The following is a 13,687-nucleotide window of genomic DNA, read 5'->3' as shown; positions in this document are numbered from 1 at the left end:
CGCCCTAAGCTTTCGAGTCTCAAGAGAGGGAGGAGAGCTTGGCCGTGGATATCGATCTTCTTTTCGAACCTGTCACGTCCGAGCGCTGGGGCGATTTTGAAAAGCTGTTCGGCCCGCAGGGCGCCTTCTATCATTGCTGGTGCGTGGCGCTGCGTCTTCCACATGCCGTCCGCACAAAGATGGAGCCTTCTCAGCGTAAGGCCCATATGCAGGACCGCATTACGTCGGGACCGCCGCCGGGCATTCTCTGTTATACCGAGGGTGAGCCTGTGGCCTGGGTTCAAGTGGGGCCGCGCCACGACGTGCCGCAGTTCAATTCGCCGCGAACGGTCTCGCGGCCACTCGAGGAGGGTGACGCTCATGATCCCGCGATCTGGGCAGTCAGTTGCTTCTTCCTGTTGCCGAAGCTGCGCGGAAAAGGCTTGAGCCATAGATTGCTTTCTGGCGCCATCGACTATGCCCGCGGCCAGGGCGCGCGGCTGCTGGAAGCCTGTCCTATCGACCATGTGAAGCAGTCGAAATCCGTCACGCTTTGCATCGGCTCGACGGCGATTTTCGATAAGGCCGGTTTCGAGACGATCGCGCGGCGTAAGGATGGCCGACCGCTCATGCGGCTGGATTTGCACGCCTGATCGCGTGTGCCGCAAGATGTTGGTCGATGAGTTCGGCGGCATGAGACCAGTCTCTTGCCCGCGCGATATCCTCGGCGGCGGCTGGCGCGAACCGGTGAACGGGTGTGTCAGGCATGAGATGGATGAGCAGGCAATCTGCCACATGTTCCCTAACGGAATGCAGGTTGCGCGCCATATCATCGATAAAGATGACCGGAAGATCGCGACTGCCATGCAGCGCCTGCACGATCGGTCCCTTCGGCTGTTCGCTGGCGAGCAACGGAAAGGTGAGGCCGGCGCTGTCGAGAAGGCGGCGACGATGGGCGGAAAAACGCGGCGGCATCGCGGTGAGGAACAGGACGTCGGCATCATCAGACAAGCGTTCGAGCGTCGAAACGACGGGATCGATAGGCCTTTGCCAGCTCTCCTGGGCCTCGAAGAATTCCAGGATCAGCCGGCTGACATGCTGATCCTCAAGCGCAAGCCCGTCTGCCAGCGAGACGATGTTGCCATGAAGGCGGAAGGAGCGCGGCAGAAATTCGTGGCCGAGACCTTTGAGATACAACTGAAAAGGATCGATGAATTGCAGCACCACATCATCGACATCGCAGACGATGAGCGGCCTGTCGCCAAGGCGGATATGCGAAATGTCGAATTCGGCGCTCGCGATCAGTATTCTCCGGAGTCGAGGCCTGGCGGCGAGAAGTGGCGCCATGCCGCGGTCAGCGCTTCCGGCGTCGTGTTCGTCGCTTCACAGAAAGCGATCGCCGTCGGCTCATGGTTCATCAGGAAATCCAGCATACCGGCTAGAAAGCCGGGGTCATTGATGGCATTGCGCACCTGCTGCGGTTCCACCCCTGTCAATGCCAGGAAGCGACCGAAGAGATCCGGATCGTTCGCAAGCCAGCCGAGGACGGCGATGGCCGTTTCTTGCGGATCTGCTGTCGCCGCAAGTTGTTTCGAAGTCTTGAAATTGCTTTGCATTGCGGTGGTCGAGTTACCTTTTCTTCAACCAAATACCGGTAGCTTGCACTATCGGTTTCATGGAGCCATTTGTCAGCTAATGTCTTTATCATGGACATTTGGCTTCAAGAGCGGACGTAGGGACAGCTGATCATGCCCAAACAGGTGATGATTGTAGAAGATAACGAGCTCAACATGAAGCTCTTTCGCGACCTCATCGAGGCCTCAGGCTATACCACGATCCAGACCCGCAACGGCATGGAAGCGCTGGATCTTGCGCGCAAACATCGTCCCGATCTTATTCTTATGGATATTCAGCTTCCGGAAGTTTCCGGCCTCGAAGTCACCAAGTGGCTGAAGGAAGATGATGAACTGCATGTGATCCCGGTCATCGCCGTTACGGCCTTTGCCATGAAGGGCGACGAGGAGCGGATCAGGCAGGGCGGTTGCGAGGCCTATGTCTCGAAGCCGATCTCCGTTCCGAAATTCATTGAGACGATAAAGACTTATTTGGGCGACGCCTGAGGAATCGGAAAAGATTCATGACTGCGCGAATATTGGTTGTTGATGATATTCCGGCAAATGTGAAGCTGCTCGAAGCGCGGCTTCTGGCCGAATATTTCGACGTGCTGACCTCTGCCGACGGCTACGAGGCATTGGCGATCTGCGAGCGCAACCAGGTCGATCTCATCCTGCTCGACATCATGATGCCCGGTATTGACGGTTTCGAAGTCTGCGAGCGGCTGAAGGCCAATCCGAAGACCGCCCATATTCCTGTCATCATGGTCACGGCGCTCGATCAGTCGGCCGACCGCGTGCGAGGCCTGAAGGCCGGTGCCGATGACTTCCTGACGAAGCCCGTCAACGACCTGCAGCTCATCTCCCGCGTAAAAAGCCTCCTGCGCCTGAAGACGCTGAGTGACGAACTGCGCGTGCGCGCCGAGAGCGCCCATACGATGGGCTTGGACGAGTTGATGCGCGCCGGCGATGGACGCGTCGACGAGGCGGGACAGGTGCTGCTGGTTGACAGCCGCGCCAACTCACAGGAACGCATCATCAAGACGCTGAAGCCCGTGGCAGACGTGGTCGCCATCTCCGATCCGCAGGCAGCTCTTTTCGAAGCCGCGGAGAACGCCTTCGAACTCGTCATCGTCAACGCCAATTTTGATGAATACGATCCGCTCAGACTTTGTTCGCAGTTCCGCTCGCTGGAACGGACCCGTTTCCTCCCGATCCTGATCGTCACCGAGCAGGGCGCCGACGAGATGGTCATCCGCGCGCTCGATCTAGGCGTCAATGACTATATCGTGCGCCCTGTCGATCCGAACGAGCTGGTCGCCCGCAGTCTGACGCAGATCCGCCGCAAGCGCTACAACGACCGCCTGCGCGCCAGCGTCAAGCAGACGATCGAACTCGCCGTCACCGATCCGCTGACCGGTCTTAATAATCGCCGTTATCTCGACAACCATCTCAACGTGCTCTTCAACCGCTCGATGGCGCGGGGCAGGCCGCTCTCCGTGCTGATCACCGATATCGACCGCTTCAAGCAGGTCAACGACACCTACGGCCATGACGGCGGCGACCAGGTGCTGAAGGAATTCGCAAACCGCGTGCGCTCAACCGTCCGTGGCGCTGATCTTGCTTGCCGCTACGGTGGGGAGGAGTTCGTCGTCGTCATGCCGGACACCTCGCCGGAAATTGCCGCGGCCGTTGCCGAGCGCCTGCGCGCGGCCATTGAAAGCACGCCGTTCCTGCTGAAGTCATCGGGCGAAACGCTGAATATTACCGCCTCTTTCGGCATATCCTCGCGCATCGCTTCAGTCCTAACGCCCGACCAGCTCATGAAGCAGGCAGACCTTGCGCTTTATGAGGCGAAGAACACCGGCCGTAACCGCGTCGTGGCCTCGGCTGCCTGACGATACAGCGTTCCATAATGCGTCGCTGTCAGTTATCCACTGGATAGCTGAACCTTACGAATATTTAATTTTGTTGGCTGCAACGAAGGCGCCGGTTTTTCAACCCGACAGCCGAAAAATGGACTTTAAAGCGTGTTTCTTTGGATAACACGTATCGCCTGTTCCCGGAGGCTAGAGGTGGCGAACGCGAAAAGAAGAGCGGACTATAGTCGCATCCTGATTGTCTGGCCTGTGTAAATCGTATTTCGCAAAACGTAGCGGCGAGGCCTCACGTAAGGGGAGGATTTGAGGTATTATTGTAATATATTTCTGAAATTCTTGCTGATATCAAATATTGTCCTTTTGGTAAAAGAGGTTTGGTTGTGCCTTTACACGTGCCAAAACTGGACTTTTAACCATAGAATCATACTCAGAAATTCTACCATTAAGAATTTGTTGATTTTCTTTCATTTTTGCGCAAATTATCGGCTTAGAACAGAAAACGCTCCCGTGGAGGAGCTGTCGATACCCCATGATGCTCAGGTCCGCCGCATCTCCTGGGTCGTGGGGTCGGTCGGCTGGTACGCAATCTTAAACGGTTCCTCGTGCCGTTTTGCATGCTGGCCGACCCCCTTTTCGTAAAAACGCCGTCGCTTCCCGAAGATGGAAGGGCGGCGTTTTTCTTTGTTTGCGCCAACATTGTCATCAGCAGGTCCAGTGCAAACAAAAAGCGCGCTACCGGAGGCGCGCGCTTTTTGAAAGAGCCGTGAGATCAGGTAATTACTTGATCTTGGTTTCCTTGAACTCGACATGCTTCTTGGCAATCGGGTCGTACTTGGTCTTCGTCATCTTGTCCGTCATCGTACGGCTGTTCTTCGTCGTGACGTAGAAGAAACCGGTGTCGGCCGTCGACAGAAGCTTGATCTTGATGGTGGTAGCCTTGGCCATGGTCGTCCTGCCTTTAAGAAAATGAAAGCCGTGGAAAGCCGGATAGGCTCCACGGCAAATTCTGGCGCGAAACTACGAATCTCGCCCGAAAAGTCAAGCCCGCTTTCCCAGGAAAAGCAGTCTTATGCCGGCGAGCAAGGCATAAAGCCCGAAGAAACCGGCAATTGCATAGGCAAAACCGTTGTTTCCGGCAAGGTCGATGGCCGCACCGATCACCTGGGGACCTGCAACTGTGCCGACGGCATAACAGAAAACGAAGGCCGCATTGGCGGCCGCAAGGTCCGAACCGGTCAGCCGCGAGCCGAGATGGCTGAGTCCAACAGTGTAGAGGCCCGAGACGCAGCCGCCCCAGAAAAGCAGGATGCCGGCCATGAGAAGCCAGTTGTTGACGAGGATCGGCAGCATCATCGTGCCGACGAAACCGGTGAGGGCCATCAGCGCCAGCAGGGGACGCTTGTCCTTGATGCGGTCAGAAAGCAGGCCAAGCGGGATCTGGAAGATGACATTGCCGACACCCATCATGGTGAGGAGCAGAGCGGCTTGCGATTCGGTGAAATGCGCGCGCACCGCAAAGATAGGAAAGAGCGAGAGACCGCCGGCCTCGACCGCGCCGAAGATGAAGACGGCTGCCGTTGCGGTTGGCACCAGGAAGACGTAGCGCATGAAGTGCAGTTCCGGCTTCTCGTCCAGAACGGGGCTCTCATAGCGGGCGATGAAGATCGGGATGGCGGCAAGCAGGATCGCGCCGGCACCGACCAGAAAGGGAAGGACGCCGTCACTGCCGAGCAATGAGAAGATCAGCGGTCCTGCCGCAAAACCGATGGACAAGACCGTGGCATAGATGCCGAGCACGAATCCGCGCTTTGATGGCGGTGAAGCGGCGTTGATCCAGAATTCGGAGAGGATGAAGAGCGTGGTCGTCGCGCCGTGGAAGGCGAAGCGCAGCGGGAACCACATCCAGAAGTCCTGCGCATAGTAAAACCCGAGTGCGCTGAGGGCCGAGATCAGCACCGCCCACATCATTGTCGGCGCTACACCGTATTTGTGGGCAAGCTTGGTGGTGATCGGCGCCGCTACCATCGCAGCGATACCGGCCATCGCGGTGTTGAGGCCGATAAGGGTGGAGGAAATGCCGCGCTTTTCGAGAATAATGCTGAGCAGAGGAAGTCCCAGGCCGATCGCAATGCCCACGGCGGAGATGGACGAGACGGCTGCCACCAGAGAAGGCCAATGGATTTCCTCGACATCGCCCGGTGTGCCGTTCCTCGGCTGAGACATTTATCCATCCTTAGAGAAGTATGCGGACGAATCGTCCGTCTGATGCCACATAGAAAGACATAGGCATGCCAAATCCAAGTGACGGGCAGGGTTTCACAATAGTTCTGGCATCCGCCGGCGATTTCTTGAGTCTAAGCTTTCCCCATACAAGAAATGATGAGCGTATCTTTCCTCTGCGACAGTCGGCTACAAGCCCTGACGCTTTGGCCGCTGCCACTACACGCGAAATATGTCTGGAAGGTGAAGGTGTTCAAGCTTGGCGGCGGGGTGTGTCGTAGTCGTCGGGCTCATCATCATGGCCGCCGAAACCATGCATCTTCAACGCCCACTGCAAGCCTATGACGCCGCCTTTGATAGGCTGGATCGAGACGAGCGCCGTGATGACGGTGATCGGTGCCCAGATGGCAAGATGCACCCAGACCGGCAACACGAAGACCATATCAGTCAGCATGAAGCCGCCGATCACAACGTGGCCGAGTACGAGGATGACGAGATAGGGCGGCAGATCGTCGGCACGCTGGTGATACATTGCCTCGCCGCAAGCGGCGCAATGGTCGACCGGCTTGAGGAATGCGCGAAACAGCTTGCCGCTTCCGCAGGCCGGACAGCGGTTCAACATGCCGCGCATGATGGAGCGTCCGAGCGGGCGCTCGACGTCGGACGTATCCCCGTAGCGGACGACCTCGCTTGTCGATGTGCTCATCAGTCTTTCCCTTCTCGGAACTAGCGTCGCCCGCGCGGCGGCCTTGTTCCTACCTTCTTGCGAGCGCGGCCTGCGTCACGCCGTCCCGCCTTGTGGAAGGAACGCACTGCCGTCGGCATCTTGCGTGCCTCGCTCAGCATCTCGAAGCGCAAGGCGCCCGCAAGCGGGATCGCCTCGGCCAGCCGCACCGTTACATCATCGCCGAGACGATAACCGAGACCGGTCTTTTCGCCAGTCAGTGCCTGATGCGCCTCGTCATAGATGAAATAGTCGGTGCCGAGCGTAGATATGGGGATGAAGCCGTCTGCACCATAGTCCGGCAGCAGGATAAACAGGCCGGCCTTGGTAACGCCTGAAACGCGCCCCTCAAATTCCTGGCCGACACGCCCGGCAAGGTGATGAGCGATGAGGCGATCGACCGTCTCGCGTTCTGCAGCCATCGCTCGGCGCTCGAAAGTAGAGATTTCGGCGGCGATGTCGTCGAGCGTCGCTTCTTCGTCCGGCGTGATGCCGCCTTCGCCGAAGCCGAGTGAACCGACCAGCGCACGATGCACGATAAGGTCGGCATAACGCCGGATCGGCGAGGTAAAATGCGCATACTTCATCAGGTTCAGGCCGAAATGGCCGATATTTTCAGGACTGTAGATCGCTTGGCTCTGCGAGCGCAGTACCATCTCGTTGACCATCGTCTGGTGCGGCGTGTTGTCCGCCTTGGCGAGGATGCCGTTGAAGCTGTTGGCTCGCATATTGCCGCCCTTGGCAAGCGAGATGCCGAGTGTAGCGAGGAACTCGCGCAGCACCTCCTGCTTGGCAAGCGTCGGCATATCGTGGATACGGTAGATCAGCGGCTGGCGCTTTTTTTCCAATGTCTCGGCAGCGCAGACGTTCGCCTGGATCATCATTTCTTCGATCAGTTTATGCGCATCGAGCCGCGGCGGCACGAAGACCCGGTCGATGGTGCCGTCGGGCTTCAGCAGGATCTTGCGCTCGGGCATGTCGAGCTCGAGCGGCTGGCGCCGGTCGCGGCCGCGCTTCATCGTCTCGTAGGCGTGCCAGAGTGGCTTGAGGATCGGCTCCAGCATCGGCCCGGTCTTGTCGTCGGGCTTGCCGTCGATCGCCGCCTGCGCCTGCTGGTAGGACAGCTTGGCAGCGCTCTTCATCATGATGCGGTGGAAGGTGTGGCCGATCTTGCGGCCGTCCTTTGAGAAGACCATGCGCACGGCAAGGGCAGGGCGATCGACGCCTTCCTTCAGCGAGCAGAGATCGTTGGAGATGCGTTCCGGCAGCATCGGTACGACGCGATCCGGAAAATAGACGGAGTTGCCGCGCTTCAACGCTTCCCTGTCGAGCGGCGAATTCGGCCGCACATACCAGGAGACGTCGGCAATTGCGACGGTGACGATAACGCCGCCCGCATTGTCCTCGGACGGATCATCCTCGGCATAGACGGCGTCGTCATGGTCCTTGGCATCGGCCGGGTCGATTGTGATCAGCGGCAGGTCACGCCAGTCTTCTCGATGCGACATGGTGGCCGGCTTGGCGTCATCCGCCTCTGCGACGGCGGCTGGCGGGAAGACATGCGGAATGCCATGCGCATGAATGGCAATCATCGAGATCGCCTTTTCCGAACCGACGGAGCCGATGACCGAAAGCACTTTGGCACGAGCTAGGCCGAAACGGCCAAGACGCGCAATCTCCACTTCGACGAGATCGCCGTCCTTGGCATCGCCCTTATAATCGGGGTCGATCAGCATTTCCTCGCCGCGCCGGTCGATCGGTAGCAGGCGTCCGGCACCACCCGGCGCGTCCTTGAAGACACCCATGGTGGCACCCCGACGCTTGTCGATCACCTTGATGATGCGGGCGGTATAGGCCGGCCCGCCGCGGTCGACTGCCGGGAATATCTTGGCAAGGATACGGTCACCCATGCCCGCAACCGGCGACTTACCCTTGCCCTGACGGCCCGCCGGCGATTGCTGGCGAATGGAAACGGCAGGGGCCACGCCCTGATCCTCCGGCCATTCGGCCGGGCGGCCGATCAGCTCGCCATCCTTATCGCGCGTAGTGATGTCGAGCACGGTGACGGGCGGCAGCGCACCGGGCCGGATCAACGACTTGCGGGTCTTCTGCAGCATGCCTTCCTGCTCCAGCTCTTGCAGCAGGTGCTTAAGCTCGACGCGGCTTTCGCCCTTCAGCCCGAAGGCCTTGGCGAGCTCGCGCTTGGAGGCTTTCTGCGGATGTTCGGCGATGAAGCGCAGGATGACGTCTCGCGGCGGCAGAATGCCGTGCACGATGTTCAGTGGCTCAGGCGCAGGCTCCCTGCTCGCGCGTCCGAATTTTCCCGGGCGCTTGCCCATGGCTCTCGTAGTTTCGCGCGGTTCTCTAGCCACTCTCAGCTCTTTTTCGTTTTCGCCGGCGCTTTTGCCTTGGTTGCCTTGGGCTTTGCAGCGGTCTTCGTCGTCTTTGCTTCGGCCGCCGCGGCCTTCGGCTTCGCGGCTGGCTTAGCCTTCGCAGCTGTCTTGGCCTTGGTCTTGCCGGCCGGAGCCTTGCCGGCCTTTTCCGCAATCAGCGCCAGCGCCTCTTCGACGGTGATGGCCTGCGGATCCTTGCCCTTCGGCAGCGTCGCATTGACCTTGCCCCAGTTGACATAGGGGCCGTAGCGTCCGTCGCGGACGGTGATCGGACCGCCATCAGGATGATCGCCCAGTTCCTTCAGGGCTGCCGGCGTGCCGCGACCTGCGCCCGGCGCCTTGGCCTGCTTTTCAGCTATCAGCGTCACGGCGCGGTTGAGGCCGACCGAGAAGACGTCCTCGATGCTTTCCAGATTGGCGTAGGTACCGTCATGCAGCAGGAACGGTCCGTAGCGACCGAGCCCGGAAGAGATCATCTTGCCGGATTCCGGATGTTTGCCGATATCGCGCGGCAGCGAGATCAGCGCCATCGCCTTCTCGTAGTCGATATCCTCGGGCTTCCAGCCCTTCGGCAGCGAGGAGCGCTTTGCATCCTTGCCATCGCCACGCTGGATATAGGGCCCGAAACGGCCCGAACGCAGCGTCAGTTCTTCGCCGGTGGTCGGGTCGGTGCCAAGGCTCTTCGGCTCGTTCAGCGCAGCACCTTCGGCCTCGCCGCCGTTTTCGGAGGAAAGCTGGCGGGTATAGTTGCATTCCGGATAATTCGAGCAGCCAACGAAGGCGCCGTATTTGCCGAGCTTCAGCGATAGGTTGCCGGTGCCGCAGACCTGGCAGATGCGCGGATCACTGCCGTCTTCGCGTTTGGGGAAGACGAGCGGAGCCAGCGCCTCGTTGAGCGAATCCAGAACGTTGGTGACGCGCAGTTCCTTGGTGTCCTCGATCTGCGAGAAGAAATCCTTCCAGAAATCGCGAAGTACCTGCTTCCAGTTCAGTTCGCCGGCCGAAATCCGGTCGAGCTTCTCTTCGAGATCGGCCGTAAAATCATATTCGACATACTTGGTGAAGAAGCTTTCGAGGAAGGCGGTAACGAGACGCCCCTTCGCCTGCGGAATGAGCTTGCGCTTGTCGATCGTCACATAGTCGCGGTCGCGCAGCGTCGCCAGCGTCGCGGCATAAGTGGACGGACGGCCAATGCCAAGCTCTTCCATCTTCTTGATGAGCGAGGCTTCTGAGTAACGCGGCGGCGGTTCGGTAAAGTGCTGCGTGGAATTGATTTTCTGCTTGGCAAGATTCTCGCGCGCATTGATCTCCGGCAGGCGGCCATCCTCGTCGTCAGCGTCGTCGCTCTGCTCGCCATCTTCCTTCTGGTCGGTATAGGCGGCGATGAAGCCGTCAAAGCGGATAACGGACCCGACGGCACGCAGGCCGGCCTTCTGGCCGTTGTTGTCAGCGATGATTTCCGCCGTGGTGCGTTCGATTTCAGCCGACGCCATCTGGCTGGCAATGCCGCGCTTCCAGATCAGGTCATAGAGGCGGATCTGGTCGGCATCGAGAAACTTGCGGACGCGGTCCGGCGAACGGTTGAAGTCGGTCGGGCGGATTGCTTCGTGTGCCTCCTGAGCGTTTTTCGCCTTGGTGGAGTAGAAGCGCGCCTTTTCCGGCAGGTAGCGGTCACCGAATTGCTCGCCGATGGCGCGTCGTGCCGCATCGATCGCTTCAGGCGCCATCTGGACGCCGTCCGTACGCATATAGGTGATCAGACCGACGGTCTCGCCGCCGATATCCACACCCTCGTAAAGCTTCTGTGCAATCTGCATGGTGCGTGATGCCGAGAAGCCAAGCTTGGAGGAGGCCGCCTGCTGCAAAGTTGAAGTCGTAAACGGCGGGGCCGGATTGCGCTTGACGGGCTTTGCCTCGACGCTTTCGACGACATAGCTTGCTTCTTCCAGCAGCGCCTTCAGCCTCCCGGCTTCCTCGGCGTTGCCGATCGATCGCGGCTGCAGCCGCTTGCCATTGGCGGTAACGAGCCTTGCTTCGAAATCGTCTCCGCGCGGTGTCTTCAAGAGCGCCGAAAGATTCCAGTATTCCTCGGAGATGAAACGTTCGATCTCGGATTCACGGTCGCAGACGAGGCGCAGCGCAACTGATTGCACGCGGCCGGCCGAACGCGCGCCGGGCAGCTTGCGCCAGAGAACTGGCGACAGATTGAAACCGACGAGATAGTCGAGGGCGCGGCGTGCCAGATAGGCGTCAACCAACGGGACATCGATATCGCGCGGATCGGCCATCGCGTCGAGCACGGCCTTCTTGGTAATGGCGTTGAAGACGACGCGCTTGACCGGCTTGCCGTTGATGACCCGCTTCTTGTTCAGAAGATCGAGCACATGCCAGGAGATAGCTTCACCTTCGCGATCAGGGTCAGTCGCAAGGAACAGGGCATCGGAGGATTTCACCGCGTCGGCAATATCCTTCATGCGCTTGGAAGAGGCGCCATCCACCTCCCACAGCATTTCGAAATCCTGATCCGGAAGAACTGATCCATCCTTGGCAGGCAGATCGCGCACATGGCCGAAGGAGGCGAGCACTTTGTATCCTGGACCCAGATACTTATTGATCGTCTTGGCCTTGGCAGGCGATTCCACCACTACAACATTCATGATGATTCTCTAAAAAAGATGCCGATCCGGCGAAGAAGCAGGCGCAACACGCACTGCAACATGAATACCGGCCCTCCGACATGGACAGGGAATTCGCTCCGGTCAAGAGGTTTGCTTCAATTTTACCTCTTTGCCGGGTGCTGCAACCATTGCGAGATTTATATGATATTGCAATTCACGATGAATGAGCTATCGTTTTTGAAGTGTGGTTCGGGCTCTTGGCAAGGCAGCCCTCTCCGTTTTCAGAGAGACAATTATGGCGCCTAAGGTTGCAGGAAAAGACACCGCTCGTTCCGCATCGCTTGAAAACATTACTTTCATTCGCCAGATGCTCCAAGAGTTGCAGAAGGTGGCCGAGCGCGAAAATGCGGAGATGCTCTGCTATCTCATCGAAATGGCCTTTGTGGAAGCCGGAGACCTGCAGTCACGCATCAATGACAACTCAGTCGGTCATGGAAATTGAAACCTGTCCGCCCGCATGGCGATGGAGCCGCCCGGCCATATCCAGCTCCAGAAGAACAAGATAGACAGCAGAAGCCGAAAGAGCGGTGTGACGAATGATATCGTCGACCTCCACCGGCGTCGGACCGAGCGCATCGATGACGAGCGTGCGGTCCGTTTCGTCTGGCGGAAGCGCTATCCTGCCGCTTTCGCGTTTCGGTTCCTCGGCAGACGGCAGCGAAAAGAGATCGGGTTGGGTGAGCGGCGCCAGTGCTTCCACGACATCCTCGGGCGAAGTGACGATCATCGCCCCGTCCTTTAGAAGGCCGTTCGTGCCGTGGCAGCGCGGATCGAGCGGCGAACCTGGCACGGCAAAAACAAGCCGACCGAATTCGCCAGCCATCCGCGCCGTGATAAGCGAACCGGAACGAACTGCTGCCTCCACGACCACAACGCCAAGCGAGATGCCCGCAATCAACCGGTTGCGACGGGGAAAATCACGTGCACGCGGCTCCCAGCCGAAAGGCATCTCGCTGACGGCGAGCCCGTTGCCATTCCATATCTCCTCTAACAGCCCGACATTTTCAGGCGGGTAGGGCTGGTTCAGCCCTCCTGCCATTGCGGCAATCGTGCCGGTATCGAGGCTCGCTCGATGGGCGGCCGTGTCGATGCCACGGGCAAGGCCGGAGACGATGGCATAGCCGACCCGGCCGCAGTCTCGGGCAATCATCGCCGCGAATTTCGCGCCGCTGACAGATGCATTGCGCGAGCCTACGATGCCGACCGCTGGCTTGTTTAGCACGGAAAGATCGCCTTTGACCGCGAGCAACGGCGGCGCGCCGTCGATCTGGCGGAGCGCCTGCGGATAATCAGGCTCGCCGATGCCGACGAAGCGGGCGCCGAAGCGCTGCGCCGCCTCGAGTTCGCGGTACGCTTCGGCTTCGGTGGCGATGCGGATCGAACGGGTGGCGCCACCGCGTGCCGATAATTCCGGCAGCATGGAGAGTGCTGCCTCCGCCGAGCCGAAATGGTTGATGAGATCGCGGAAGGTCGCGGGGCCGACATTGTCGGAGCGGATCAGCCTCAGCCAGGCGATCCTCTGCCTCTCCGTCAGCGCAGTTCCTTTTGGCCTTGCGCTGAGCGCGTCCATCACCCCTTAGCCCCGATCTTGCTTTCCGTCCCGCTTATCAGGCGAGTGATATTGGCCTTGTGCTTCCAGTACGAGATGACGGTCATGATCGCCATGGTCGCCGCAACCTTTTCGTCGCCCAATATCCACAATGCAACCGGAATGACAAGCATCGCAACGAGAGCGGAAAGCGAGGAATAGCGACTGATAAAGGCAGTCCCCAGCCAAACGGCTGCAAAGAGCAGCACCATGAGCGGCGCGACGCCAAGCAGCGTGCCGATATAGGTGGCAACACCCTTGCCGCCCTTGAAGCCGATCCAGACCGGGAACAGGTGGCCGATGAAGGCAAAGAAACCGGCGATGATGCCTGCTTCCTCTCCCGCGAAATAAGCCATGATCCAAGCGGCCGCAGCGGCTTTCAGCGCATCGAGCAGCAGGGTTGCGGCAGCGAGCTTCTTGTTGCCGGTACGCAGGACATTGGTCGCGCCGATATTGCCGGAGCCGATGCTGCGCACGTCGCCAAGGCCGGCGGCGCGCGTAAGAATAAGGCCAAACGGGATAGAGCCGAGCAGGTAGCCAACGACGACGGCGGCAAGCGCCAGAGGCAGGGTAATCTGCCAGGTGACAAGATCAGATATCATTTTTGTTCCC

The 13,687-nt window shown here is 59.3% G+C and carries 13 protein-coding genes; 4 read left to right on the top strand and 9 right to left on the bottom strand.

Annotated features, from left to right (window positions below):
* Positions 1–44 precede the first annotated feature (44 nt).
* Positions 45–632, top strand: coding sequence for a GNAT family N-acetyltransferase (locus FHT78_RS12220; RefSeq protein ID WP_183743844.1), 588 nt, complete (start codon positions 45–47; stop codon positions 630–632).
* On the opposite strand, the gene FHT78_RS12215 is transcribed toward FHT78_RS12220, so the two are convergent.
* Together FHT78_RS12215 and FHT78_RS12210 are read right to left on the bottom strand one after the other, a co-directional pair.
* The gene (locus FHT78_RS12215) at positions 607–1,281 is read right to left on the bottom strand and encodes a hypothetical protein (protein ID WP_183745329.1); all 675 of its coding nucleotides are present in this window, start codon (positions 1,279–1,281) and stop codon (positions 607–609) included. The two genes, FHT78_RS12220 and FHT78_RS12215, sit on opposite strands and share 26 nt — an antisense overlap.
* Positions 1,281–1,595, bottom strand: a complete 315-nt coding sequence (locus FHT78_RS12210) for a DUF3572 domain-containing protein (RefSeq protein WP_183743842.1) — start codon at positions 1,593–1,595, stop codon at positions 1,281–1,283. Before FHT78_RS12210 ends, FHT78_RS12215 begins: the two co-directional genes overlap by 1 nt.
* A 132-nt stretch (positions 1,596–1,727) precedes the next feature.
* Between FHT78_RS12210 and FHT78_RS12205 the strand changes: the two genes are divergently transcribed.
* Both FHT78_RS12205 and FHT78_RS12200 read left to right on the top strand, forming a co-directional pair.
* A complete protein-coding gene (locus FHT78_RS12205) occupies positions 1,728–2,099 on the top strand; it encodes a response regulator (protein ID WP_003547430.1) in 372 nt (123 codons plus the stop codon).
* A 17-nt stretch (positions 2,100–2,116) separates the two neighbouring features.
* Positions 2,117–3,490 (top strand): PleD family two-component system response regulator, encoded by a 1,374-nt coding sequence (locus FHT78_RS12200; RefSeq protein ID WP_183743840.1) that lies wholly within the window; start codon positions 2,117–2,119, stop codon positions 3,488–3,490.
* A 759-nt stretch (positions 3,491–4,249) separates the two neighbouring features.
* On the opposite strand, the gene rpmG is transcribed toward FHT78_RS12200, so the two are convergent.
* The 5 genes from rpmG to topA all read right to left on the bottom strand — a co-directional run bounded on the left by rpmG (position 4,250) and on the right by topA (position 11,466).
* Positions 4,250–4,417 carry a 50S ribosomal protein L33 gene (gene rpmG, locus FHT78_RS12195; RefSeq protein ID WP_003587245.1) on the bottom strand — a complete coding sequence of 56 codons (168 nt, stop codon included), beginning with the start codon at positions 4,415–4,417 and terminating at the stop codon, positions 4,250–4,252.
* Positions 4,418–4,510: 93 nt separating this feature from the next.
* Complete coding sequence (locus tag FHT78_RS12190) at positions 4,511–5,695, bottom strand: MFS transporter (protein ID WP_183743837.1); 1,185 nt, start codon at positions 5,693–5,695, stop codon at positions 4,511–4,513.
* A 250-nt stretch (positions 5,696–5,945) separates the two neighbouring features.
* Positions 5,946–6,398 (bottom strand): DUF983 domain-containing protein, encoded by a 453-nt coding sequence (locus tag FHT78_RS12185; RefSeq protein ID WP_183743835.1) that lies wholly within the window; start codon positions 6,396–6,398, stop codon positions 5,946–5,948.
* Positions 6,399–6,418: 20 nt separating this feature from the next.
* Complete coding sequence (gene rnr, locus FHT78_RS12180; protein ID WP_183743833.1) at positions 6,419–8,788, bottom strand: ribonuclease R; 2,370 nt, start codon at positions 8,786–8,788, stop codon at positions 6,419–6,421.
* A 2-nt stretch (positions 8,789–8,790) separates the two neighbouring features.
* Complete coding sequence (gene topA, locus FHT78_RS12175; protein WP_183743831.1) at positions 8,791–11,466, bottom strand: type I DNA topoisomerase; 2,676 nt, start codon at positions 11,464–11,466, stop codon at positions 8,791–8,793.
* Positions 11,467–11,722: 256 nt separating this feature from the next.
* Between topA and FHT78_RS12170 the strand changes: the two genes are divergently transcribed.
* On the top strand, positions 11,723–11,929 hold the full coding sequence (locus FHT78_RS12170) for a hypothetical protein (RefSeq protein WP_183743829.1): 207 nt from the start codon (positions 11,723–11,725) through the stop codon (positions 11,927–11,929).
* On the opposite strand, the gene dprA is transcribed toward FHT78_RS12170, so the two are convergent.
* Together dprA and plsY are read right to left on the bottom strand one after the other, a co-directional pair.
* On the bottom strand, positions 11,909–13,057 hold the full coding sequence (gene dprA / locus FHT78_RS12165; RefSeq protein WP_183743827.1) for a DNA-processing protein DprA: 1,149 nt from the start codon (positions 13,055–13,057) through the stop codon (positions 11,909–11,911). The genes FHT78_RS12170 and dprA overlap by 21 nt on opposite strands.
* Entirely contained in the window at positions 13,057–13,677 is a 621-nt protein-coding gene (gene plsY, locus FHT78_RS12160) for a glycerol-3-phosphate 1-O-acyltransferase PlsY (RefSeq protein WP_183743825.1), read from the bottom strand. Before plsY ends, dprA begins: the two co-directional genes overlap by 1 nt.
* Positions 13,678–13,687 lie beyond the last annotated feature (10 nt).

Origin of the sequence: Rhizobium sp. BK196 (assembly GCF_014193255.1) — a bacterium.
GTDB lineage: Bacteria > Pseudomonadota > Alphaproteobacteria > Rhizobiales > Rhizobiaceae > Rhizobium.
This window is presented reverse-complemented; position numbering and strand designations above follow the sequence as displayed.